This window comes from Leptolyngbya cf. ectocarpi LEGE 11479, assembly GCF_015207065.1.
Taxonomy (GTDB): Bacteria; Cyanobacteriota; Cyanobacteriia; order Phormidesmidales; family Phormidesmidaceae; genus Leptothoe; species Leptothoe ectocarpi.
Map to the genome: position 1 here is coordinate 1 of NZ_JADEXP010000220.1, position 10,706 is coordinate 10,706.

Annotated in this window: 10 protein-coding genes; 6 read left to right on the plus strand and 4 right to left on the minus strand. The window is 49.3% G+C overall.

Features of this window, described 5'->3' with window-relative positions; genetic code table 11:
• Window positions 1-1,081, minus strand: a 1,081-nt coding sequence (locus IQ260_RS20185) for a serine/threonine-protein kinase (RefSeq protein ID WP_193994892.1), incomplete at its 3' end; no start/stop codon positions are given.
• Window positions 1,082-1,271: 190 nt separating this feature from the next.
• Here IQ260_RS20185 and IQ260_RS20190 point away from each other — a divergent pair.
• The 3 genes from IQ260_RS20190 to IQ260_RS20200 all read left to right on the plus strand — a co-directional run bounded on the left by IQ260_RS20190 (window position 1,272) and on the right by IQ260_RS20200 (window position 4,492).
• Window positions 1,272-2,723, plus strand: coding sequence for an alpha-amylase family glycosyl hydrolase (locus IQ260_RS20190; RefSeq protein WP_193994893.1), 1,452 nt, complete (start codon window positions 1,272-1,274; stop codon window positions 2,721-2,723).
• Between the two features lie 232 nt (window positions 2,724-2,955).
• Window positions 2,956-3,894, plus strand: coding sequence for an Rpn family recombination-promoting nuclease/putative transposase (locus IQ260_RS20195; RefSeq protein WP_228016294.1), 939 nt, complete (start codon window positions 2,956-2,958; stop codon window positions 3,892-3,894).
• A gap of 304 nt (window positions 3,895-4,198) precedes the next feature.
• Entirely contained in the window at window positions 4,199-4,492 is a 294-nt protein-coding gene (locus IQ260_RS20200; protein WP_193994894.1) for a hypothetical protein, read from the plus strand.
• Window positions 4,493-4,684: 192 nt separating this feature from the next.
• On the opposite strand, the gene IQ260_RS20205 is transcribed toward IQ260_RS20200, so the two are convergent.
• Window positions 4,685-6,859, minus strand: a complete 2,175-nt coding sequence (locus IQ260_RS20205; RefSeq protein ID WP_193994895.1) for a glutamine synthetase III family protein — start codon at window positions 6,857-6,859, stop codon at window positions 4,685-4,687.
• 672 nt (window positions 6,860-7,531) lie between these two features.
• On the opposite strand from IQ260_RS20205, the gene IQ260_RS20210 reads away from it, so the two are divergent.
• Window positions 7,532-8,383 (plus strand): bifunctional transcriptional activator/DNA repair enzyme AdaA, encoded by an 852-nt coding sequence (locus IQ260_RS20210; RefSeq protein WP_193994896.1) that lies wholly within the window; start codon window positions 7,532-7,534, stop codon window positions 8,381-8,383.
• Entirely contained in the window at window positions 8,380-8,610 is a 231-nt protein-coding gene (locus IQ260_RS20215) for a hypothetical protein (RefSeq protein WP_228016295.1), read from the plus strand. Before IQ260_RS20210 ends, IQ260_RS20215 begins: the two co-directional genes overlap by 4 nt.
• A 139-nt stretch (window positions 8,611-8,749) precedes the next feature.
• Here the strand turns inward: IQ260_RS20215 and IQ260_RS20220 are convergent, their stop codons facing one another.
• Window positions 8,750-9,202 carry a phosphate-starvation-inducible PsiE family protein gene (locus tag IQ260_RS20220; protein WP_193994897.1) on the minus strand — a complete coding sequence of 151 codons (453 nt, stop codon included), beginning with the start codon at window positions 9,200-9,202 and terminating at the stop codon, window positions 8,750-8,752.
• A gap of 468 nt (window positions 9,203-9,670) precedes the next feature.
• Here IQ260_RS20220 and IQ260_RS31545 point away from each other — a divergent pair, with 468 nt between their 5' ends.
• A complete protein-coding gene (locus IQ260_RS31545) occupies window positions 9,671-9,805 on the plus strand; it encodes a hypothetical protein (protein WP_265579573.1) in 135 nt (44 codons plus the stop codon).
• Here the strand turns inward: IQ260_RS31545 and trpA are convergent.
• Window positions 9,792-10,565, minus strand: a complete 774-nt coding sequence (trpA, locus tag IQ260_RS20225; protein ID WP_193994898.1) for a tryptophan synthase subunit alpha — start codon at window positions 10,563-10,565, stop codon at window positions 9,792-9,794. The two genes, IQ260_RS31545 and trpA, sit on opposite strands and share 14 nt — an antisense overlap.
• Window positions 10,566-10,706: the final 141 nt, after the last annotated feature.

Genomic DNA, 10,706 nt, shown 5'->3' on the forward strand with positions numbered 1-10,706 from the left:
GCCGTCGCCGCTTCGGAGGTGAATATAGCGACTGGGGCAGCGTTTGCCACGAAGGGGTGGCAATCCCCATCTGTAGAGCCGTAGCCGAATGAGCTGGCCCCAACGGCGGCATTGATGTTTCTGGCAGGGTGGGAGCAGCGGGTTGAGACCCCGGCTGATGGGGCAACTGATTGGACAACTGCTCTAAGCACACCAAAATGTCCTGGGCACTGGCCGGACGATCCACCACCCGAGGGGCAATCATACTATCGAGTAAATCCGCCAGCCCTGACGAAATCTGGGGAGCATGGGAGCGCCACTCAAAGCTATTTTGGAAGGCGTCATACAGGGCCGTATCGGTGGGGGCTTTGGCCGTTAGTAAATAGATTAGCGTACGACCCAGGGCATAAAAATCAGACTGGGGTACCGCCTGCCCTTGCTCCTGCTCGGGCGGGGTATAGCCAGCCGAGCCAATGGCCGTGGCCACACCGCCGCGACTCACCTGGGCTAAGTAGGTCTGGGTCATTTCCCGAGCAGCCCCAAAATCCACCAGGGCCAGCTGCCCACTGGTGCGAATCATCACATTTTGGGGTTTGATATCCCGATGGAAATAGCTATTCTGATGCATCTGATGCAAAATTTTAGCCAGCTGAGTCAGCCACCCCAGAGCTAACTGCTCCTGGATCGGGTGATTGCCCTGCTGCTGCATCCACTGGGTCAGATTCAGACCGTCAATCTTTTCCATCACAATGCAGTGGAGCGGCACCGTCCCATTAGGCGGAGTAACGGTAAAGTATCCCCCATCTTCCACAAACGGCATCCCCGGATGCCGCAGATGGCTCAGCACCGCAGCTTCATGACGAAACATGGCTAATATTTTGGGGTTTTGGCCATGCTCGCGCCGCAGTACCTTTAAAATTTTGGGCAGATCGCGTTCATAGGCTTCGTAAACCATGCCAAACCCGGTTTGGCTACTGAGCAAGCGCATCACACGATAGCGCCCTTCTAATACCAAGGTTGTCCCACAGGCTTGACAGCTATTCGCTTCGCCATTGCCCAGATGATCGGGCTGAGGACAATCGGGATTAATGCATAAACTCATCAGCCACCCTGAGAAACGACCTTGGATCAGCCATGCCCGAACTGACTAGTCAGCCCTGGGGCCATCCTGAATCCACAAGGAACGTCAATACCCTTACCAATAAATATATCTATTGTCTACCTTCCCATACATATGTCTTGCTGTGCATATTAGGAAAGATATTTGCTGTTCCTCGTCACGTCTGCTCACTATGTTTCGAAATTTTGCCGCGTTTTGTCTAGCCGTCATCACGGTATCAATGCCCCTATTGTTATCGATGACCCATCCCTCCGATACAGATGTCATTCTGCACGCTTTTGACTGGAACTATGCCACGGTTGCTGAACAAGCCGCCGAGATTGCTGAGGCTGGCTACGGAGCCGTGCTGGTAACACCGCCCCTCAAGTCTCCGATTACGGCCAAGTGCCGCTGGTACCAGCGCTATCAACCTCAAGATTTTCGAGTGATTAGCAACTGCGATGGCGACAAGGAGAGTTTTGCTGCCATGGTTGAGGCCCTATCCCAGGTGGGGGTGCTTACCTATGCCGATGTGGTGGTCAATCACATGGCTAACGAGCGCAATGCGGCCACCACGTTTCCAGGGGCATCGACGCTGGCGGAGTATGCCAGCGACCGGAACTATTGGCAACAGCAGCGATTGTACGGAAATTTAGACAACGGGTTGTTTAGCCCCCGAGACTTTCATGCGGCCCGCTGTATTCGCAACTATGGCAATCGCCAGGCCGTCATCAATGGGCGGATTTGCGGTGCAGGGGACGATCCTGGCCTACCAGATCTAAAAGACACCGCACCAGGAGAGACCTGGGTGAGAGACCAGCGGCGACAGTATATCCAGAGCCTCTACGACCTGGGGGTACGCGGATTTCGCCTGGATGCGGCCAAACATATGCCCAATGAGGCTATTCGAGATTTCGTCCCCGATCAAGTAGCCAAAAACTCTCAGATTTTTGCCGAGATTATTACCGCCGGAGGTGTGGGTGAGCGGGAATATACGCTGTTTTTAGAACCCTACCTGCGAGAACTCTCTGCAGATTTTGCCGCCTACGATTTTCCTCTATTAAATGCGATCAAACAGGCATTTAGCTTTGGCCAACCGCTGTCTGATCTTGCTAATCCTTACCGGACGGGCAATGCCCTGGAAAGCCAGCGGGCGATTACCGTAGTCATCACCCACGATATTCCCTACAACGAGGGGTTTCGCTCGTTAATCATGGACCCGACAGACGAGGATCTGGCCTATGCCTACATTATGGGTCGCGATGGCGGCACCCCCATGGTATTTGATGATGGAACGACGGCAGCGCCTCCCTTTGGCCGTATAGATGACGGTCGCTGGCAGACGGTTTGGAGTCGCGATCGCATGGTCCAAATGATCGCCTTCCATAACCGCATGCAGGGCACAGGTATGGATGTGCTACATGCCGATGAATGCACCCTCTTCTGGCGACGGGGAGAAGAAGGCATAGTGGCCATCAATAAATGTGGAGAACCCCAAACAGTCACAGTGAATACCCGGTTTAAGCTTAAGTGGTTCCATCCCTATCAGGATATGCTCATAGAAGAGCCACCAATTGAGGTAACAGGGCCTACGCTAACGGTCACCCTGCCTGAACGGAGTGCCCACATGTGGGCTGCGACATAACCGCTCACAGCCTAAAGCTTCGTGCCTTTTATCGCTCACTTTTCTCCAAAACGACGTCCTCATAGAGCAACTCAAAACGAATTCATAGCGCAGTTCTTGACGGGATTCCCAGTCAAGGTAATCTGCGACGGTCATGGGTTGTGGAGACGGTACAGCAATCATGACACGGACTATAAGAGGCCAGTTATATTATGCCGTGGTCAGGAGAAAAATCACGCTATACTAAAAACATATGTACCAGTCGTCTGCCATGGCGTTTCTACTTCCTGATAAATACATTGACCCGCTGACGGATTTTGGGTTTAAGCGTCTGTTTGGCACTGAGCCGCACAAAGCGTTACTGATTGATTTTTTGAATACCCTGTTGCCTGAGTATCATCACATTCAGGACGTGACGTTTAAGAATCCTGAGACAATTGGCAGAACCTGGGCAGACCGTAAGGCCATTTTTGATATTTACTGTCAGTCAGAAACTGGCGAGCGTTTTATCGTTGAGATTCAGAAAGCAAAACAGCAATTCTTTAAAGATAGAAGCGTTTACTATTCAACATTCCCGATTCAAGAACAGGCAACGAAAGGGACTTGGGATTATGAGTTAACCGCTGTATACACAGTTGGCATATTAGATTTTATTTTTGATGAGCATAAGGATGAAGAGACTATTATTCATACAGTAGAGTTAAAAGATCAGCATTGCGAGGATGGCTTTGGTCCGTTCCAAACCCAAGATAAGCATGACAAACTCAAGTTTATCTATATTGAGCTACCAAAGTTCAAGAAAACACTGCCAGAGTTAACGTCTCATACCGATAAGTGGTTATTTGTGCTGCGTCACTTAGCACAATTGGAAACGCCACCAAGCGATTTACGCGAAGGCATCTTCAACCAGCTGTTTGAGGTGGCCGAGATTGCTAACTTTTCAGACACTGAACAAGCCCTTTACCAGGAAAGCTTGAAAGTTTACCGTGACAATTTTAATGTAACAAAAACCTTGATCGAGGAGAGTTTGAAGGTAGGCATTGAACAAGGCATTGAACAAGGCATTGAACAAGGCATTGAACAGGGCATTGAACAAGTAGCTCGACAGATGAAGGCTACGGGAATGCCAGTGCCAGATATTGCAAAATTCACAGGGTTAAGTACTGAGGAGATTGAAGCCTTAAAGGAATGAAGGCAGAATTAGTTCATGTTGGGAGCGATCGCACGTCTCCCCTCACATCATTACCCTCTTGACGAGGCAGATCCTCAATGTATACTCTTATTCTTGAGGTCTTAATCGACCGAACCACAGAGTTCATTAATTAGCGCCACCGGCAGGTGTTAGAGCACCTAACCGGCAGCTTCACCCCCAGTTGCGGCGGCAACCTGGGAGCGCAGGTTTATGGTACCTGTTGCCACCCCGGATTGCATACATCTACGGGGTGGCTAATGCGTGAGTTCTGGTTTCCTAACCCATATCTGGAGATCAGAGCCTAATGTTTATCAATTCCAACCACGGCGCAGGCGCGCCCACAGATCCCCCTGCCGACGGCAGCCTACCCGAATATCAGTACGAAGACATCCGGCTAATGATGTGGTTTAAAATTTCGCTCTGGTTGTGTCAACGATGCTTCAACCAGGCTAAGACCGATCCGATAGAGCCTCCCAGCCAAATTGTCCCTTTTAGTGGACAACCCTCAGCTAGCGCCGGAGTTTCAACCCAGCGCGGCACTCAGCTACACAACCAACCTGAGTGCAAGATCTCTCAGGTCACAAGACAACCTTCCTAATACCAGAGCACAAGAGATTTATATCGTCAAAAAAAAGGCAGGGAAAATACCCTGCCTCCAACATAAACCCCATGAAACCACTACAATTCGAGCTTACTTAATGCCGTTGCTGATTTAGGGGATGGACCGATCGGGTAATGATGCCATTTATCAGCACTCTTCAGATGAAATCATCCCAGGGATCAGCAACGCCTATTTAATAAACAGCATCTCCTGATAAGTGGGCAACGGCCAACAATCATCAGCGAGTTCACCCTCTAGGGCATCAGCATACTCACGGACCGACTCCATCAGGGGACGCAGTGTGGACGCACAGTAGGTCATATGCTCACCCGTCGTGCCAAAGTCATGCTTTTCTAGAGCCTCGCTAAGCTTAGCCACCGCACCCACCATAGAACTAGTGAGATCGGCCACCTTCTGAGCACCCTCCTTTTCAAAGGAAACCCCCAGACTCTCCAGAGCAGAGAGCGTAGACGACAACTTAGAGAGATACTCCACAGCCGCTGGATAAATCTGGGTCTTAGCCATATTTATCACCAGCTTACATTCCACCTCAATGGAGAGAATATACTGCTCGGCATACACCTCAAAGCGACTTTCCAACTCAACCGGCGTGAGCACACCCGTCTTTTGGAATAGATCGCCGATGTATTCTTCTTGCAGTACCGGCAGGGCATCAGCCGTCGTAGGCAGGTTTGCCAACCCCCGCTCCTCAACCGCCATTTTGTGCCATTCCTCAGAATAACCGTTGCCGCCAAAGACAACCGCACCGTGCTGCTCCATCACTTCTTTGAGCACGGTGAGTATGGCTGTGTTGATGTCTGCACCGCCAGAGAGTTCAGATTCTAGACGATTGCCTACCCATTCTAGGGAGTCGGCCAGCATGGTGTTGAGCACAATCAAGGGGCCTGAAACCGACTGGTGAGAACCCACTGCACGAAATTCAAAGCGGTTGCCAGTAAAGGCAAAGGGAGATGTGCGGTTGCGATCGCCCGCGTCCTGAGTCAGGTCGGGTAGTACATCCACCCCCAAATCCATCACGCCTTTTTTCTTAGAACCACTGATGGAGCCAGTTTTGATCTGTTCAAAGACGTCTTCTAGCTGGGTACCTAAGTACACAGACATAATAGCGGGGGGCGCTTCGTTAGCTCCCAGACGGTGATCGTTACTGGCCGTGGCAATGGCAGCCCGCATTAAAGGCCCATACTTATGGACACCGCGAATAACCGCACCGCAAAATACTAGAAACTGAGCATTCTCGTGGGGAGAGTCACCGGGATCCAGCAGGTTACCCTGGGTGGCGTTACCCACCGACCAGTTAACGTGCTTACCCGAGCCATTGATACCGGCGAAGGGTTTTTCATGGAGCAGGCACAAAAAGCCATGCTTCTTAGCGGTATGGCGCAGCACCGTCATAATCATCTGCTGATGGTCACTGGCCACGTTGGCCGCTTCAAAGACCGGTGCAATTTCAAACTGCCCCGGCGCCACTTCGTTATGGCGAGTTTTGGCCGGAATCCCCAGCTTGTAAAGGGTTTCCTCCACATCCTGCATAAACACCTGTACCCGCTCCGGAATCGCACCAAAGTAGTGATCGTCAAACTCTTGGCCTTTAGCAGGGGGTTTGCCAAACAGCGTCCGGCCAGCTAATAGCAGATCGGGTCGCTGGCTGGCGAAATTAGTATCAACGAGAAAATACTCTTGCTCTGCGCCACAGCTGGAGTTGACACGGGCAACATCTTTATTCCCCAAGAGCTTCAAGACCTTACTGGCAGACTTATCCATGGCAGAAATGGAGCGCAGAAGCGGCACTTTTTTATCTAAGGCTTCTCCGGTCCAAGACACAAAGACGGTCGGAATACACAGCGTGGAACCATTGGCCGTCTCTAGAATGTAGGCTGGACTAGTCACATCCCAGGCAGTGTAGCCTCGGGCTTCGAAGGTGCCGCGAATGCCACCGTTGGGAAACGAAGAACCGTCGGGCTCACCCTGCACTAATAATTTACCGGAAAATTCTGAAATAACTGTACCGTCACCCTGGGGAGAAATGAAGCCGTCATGCTTCTCAGCAGTCAGGTTAGTCATGGGGTAAAACACGTGGGCATAGTAGAGCGCCCCCTTGGATATCGCCCAGTCTCTCATGGCATTGGCAACAGCATCAGCAACGGAGGAATCCAGCTTTTCCCCAGTGACAATGGTTTTTTTAATCGACTTGAACACTGACTTGGGAAGAGTCGCCTTCATTTTGGGCAGGTTAAAAACATTCTCTGCCCAGATTTCGTCAAGACTTGCTGGTGCCTTGGGGGGCATCGGCTGCCGATTGACAATTTGGCTAATCGCCTGAACCCGACCTGCATTTCCACTCATAATTTCTTTTCTGGGGACCAACTGCCTGATCCTACTGAACGCAACTCCCTGAAATAGATAGCAGCTATACAAAATGCAAACTATTTGCAGCCTAGATTATCTTAGATCTTGCACCTGGCGACGTAGCGGCACCCCGCCCAGGGTTCAAAACCCAGGGCTAGCCGAAGGGTGTCCACTGGAAGGGACACAATCATCGGAGATGTGTTCTTAGCATTCGCTTCCACAGCGCTCAACTATGCTTCAACTAGTCCACGACTGACCACCAGTGCTTCCACACCAAATTGTCCCTTTAGTGGACAGCCCTCAATTAGCGGTAGGTTTCGAACTTAGCGTGGGTTTTAGCCTCGCAACCGACTTGGTGCAATATCTGAGTTATGAACATCTAATATCCAAAAACCTCAAGGAAGCGTTAATTATTAACGTTATAAAAAAGAGGCGTTGCTAAATTACAACCCTCTGACCGTGGTTCGTAACTTAGCAACGCCCTGAGCATAGGAGTAATAAAATCCATGCTTAATGCTTGACTGAACGTAGTGTATGCATGAATCCCAAGACCGACTGTGCTAAAAACTACAGTTAGCAAGACAGTTAGCAAGACAGTTAGCAAGAAACGGGTGGTACTCGCTCGCCAAGATCGATACCTTGGTGCAGTGCAGGCAATCAACTTCATTGATGGAAACCACCACTTACGATAGACAAACCTATGGTCAAATCGCCAAAGCGATTGCGTTTATCCGCAAAAATCATTTAGAACAGCCCAGCTTGGCCACTGTGGCTCAGCATGTCAACCTCAGTGAGTATCATTTCCAGCGGTTGTTTACAAAATGGGCGGGCATCAGCCCAAAACGCTTTTTGCAGTATCTCACCCTGGAATATGCAAAATCGAAAATCACTGAGACCAACAGTCTTTTAGAAACCACCCTAGAGTCGGGACTGTCCAGCTCCGGTCGATTGCACGACTTGTTTGTTCAGCTGGTGGCCATGACACCTGGGGAATATAAAACAGCCGGTTCAGGATTACAGATTCGCTATGGCATCCATGACACTCCCTTTGGCTCTTGTCTAATTGCCACCACTGACCGTGGCATCTGTAACTTAAACTTTTTGGATCACGCCGATGGCACGGTCGCTGCCCAGGCATTACAAACAGAATGGCCTAACGCCGACATTAGGATGGCTCGACAAGAGACTGAGAAAATTCGAGATCTTATCTTTCAATCTTCCCATTCTTCTTCCCTAGTGCTCCATGTCAAGGGAACAAATTTCCAAATTCAGGTATGGCAGGCACTTCTAAACATTCCCTTTGGTGGACTCACTACCTATCAAGGATTAGCTACTTCCATTGGTAAACCCACCGCAGCCAGGGCCATTGGTAATGCCGTAGGACGTAATCCCGTGGGATATCTGATTCCCTGCCATCGGGTAATTCGCGGCTCAGGTGAGATCGGTGGCTATCGCTGGGGGCTGGATCGAAAAACTGTTGTTTTAGGTTGGGAAGCTAGTCAGATTGAGGAGAAAGCATGAAACTGTCGGATATTTTTGAGCTGTTGTTGCTAGCAGCCCTATGGGGTGGTTCATTTCTGTTTATGCGGATTGCGGCTCCTGTACTTGGCCCCGTTTGGCTAATTGAGTTTCGTGTCCTATTAGCCGGGTTAGTCCTACTGCCAGTGCTGGCACGGTTAGGGTTGTTAAGTGAGCTGCGTCGCCATCTTATACTATTTGCCATGCTGTGGGGAGCCGTTATTTTGTAAGAAACAGTGACAGCCTCGATGATTTTTGGCTGTGGGTTAGTGCTTTTGGGAACTGCGATCGCAAACGATATATTCACCACATGGAACCGCAGCCAAACGCTACGCTAATTTCGCCATAAGCTGTTTAGGGTGTCGCCGTCTATCGGTGAATATTGTGAACAATCAGATAGCTGATGGACAGGGCTAGAATTGCGATCGCAAGTCCAATCAAACTTATCCCCGGTGTTTTATCCAGGTCTAGAATAATAATTTTACGCGCGACAGCGATCAGTGAGGTCACAATCACCAGCTCCACCTGGACCACATGCCTTTTTAGATAGGCGGTTATATTTTCAAGAATTTCTAGAGCGATCAAAACACTCAAAAACAAACCAAAAATTTCTTTGAGGGTGGTAACAAAAAAACCTTTAGGGCTGGGGTTAACGAGTGCTGTTGCTAGAAACAGCATGAGATCGACCATGATCACCACGATCACAATCAACATAGCCACCGAAAGCAGCTTTGAGACCAAGCTTTCAAACTGATCGATTCCGGTTGAAAATCCTTCATCACTTGAACGCCAGCGAATATATCGCTTAAATCGTTTCAGCATTATTTTTTAGACTAAACCCCTTGCATAATTTAGACTAAATCTCTGCCAAAATCTTTTTACGATCATCCGGTAAGGAAGTTTGCCACCGATCTTCTTTACAGACGAACGGTAATGCTATCGATGACTTTAGTTATCAAAACTTTACTCGTAGCACCTCACCGCTTTTTGCTATACAGCGGCAGGCTACTAGCATTCTTAAACAGAAATAGCTATGAACGAATATCAATTATTTATCTGTAAGTAAAAACCTATATTAATTTACTTGTCATTAACTGGAGGCTCACTAAAACAGAAATTATGATGGGTAAGTAGTCGAACTCAATAACCAGCGACGGCAATAACTGTGTCAAGAAGCTAAGTGGGCTTAAACTTTTTGGCAGAATAAAGGCTAAAGGCATCAGGCCCATAACGATTCAGTGTTGTTTAGACGAGAGCGGTGTTCTTTATCGAAGGAGTACTGAAAAAGCGATGATATTGTGGCTCTTTTTTGCATTTTTCTCTGGACTTGTCTTTGTTGACTATCAGTTTAATGACTGGGAAGCCGAATCCCAAGAAGAAAATGCCCTGGTCACCCGTAGAACAGACGGTATTAGTCAGGTCTGAGACCTTGAATAAATTGCCCTAGATCATGGGCTCCACAGTCATCGTAATATTTGACAGCATAGCTACCAATGACAGCCACATCGGCATAGCCAATTAAGTTACAAACAGCCGCAGCAGACTGGATACCAAAGCCAACGGCGATGGGTAGTTGGCTAGCTGAGCGTACTCTGTCCAGGTATTGGTGGGATAGCTGAGCAAGCTGGGTTTGCTGACCAGTCACACCTTTTCGTGCCACACAGTAGGCTAAGCCGCTGGTGTGCTGCAGGATCTGCTGTATACGCTGCAGGCTGTTTTCAGGGGTTATGAGAAATATTGTTGCGAGGGACTGGTCGCGGCACCGGTCAATATAATTCTTTGCCTGTTCCAAGGGGAGGTCAGGGATAATGCAGCCAGCAATTCCACTCTGGGCAGCTATTTTGACAAACTTACTAATGCCATACTGAAAGAGAATATTAACATAGGTCATAATCACAAAGCGCGTCTGGGGATATTGCTGGGTGATTTCTGCGGCAAAGTTGAAGCACGCTTGCACCGATACGCCTGCGCGGACTGCGGTGTGATTTGCGGCCAGTAAAATCGGTCCATCGGCTATGGGTTCTGAAAAGGGAAACTGGAGTTCGATTAGCTCCACACCGGCTTTGACAAGCGCTGAGATCGCACGACGATTATCGTCCCAGGACGGATAGCCCAGCACGGTATGGGACATGAGTAAAATGTCTTTCTGTTGTCGCTGCTGCCGGATAAACTGTTCGAGATGCATAGTGATGTAAGGGAATTGTACAAAAGTTCTAAGACGGGCAAGGGGCAAGGGGCAAGGGGCGGTTACGATGCCCTATTTGAGTGCGAACGCTTAATAGGTAAACAGATTTCTCATTACTTAAGTGATTGGATAAAACTATCC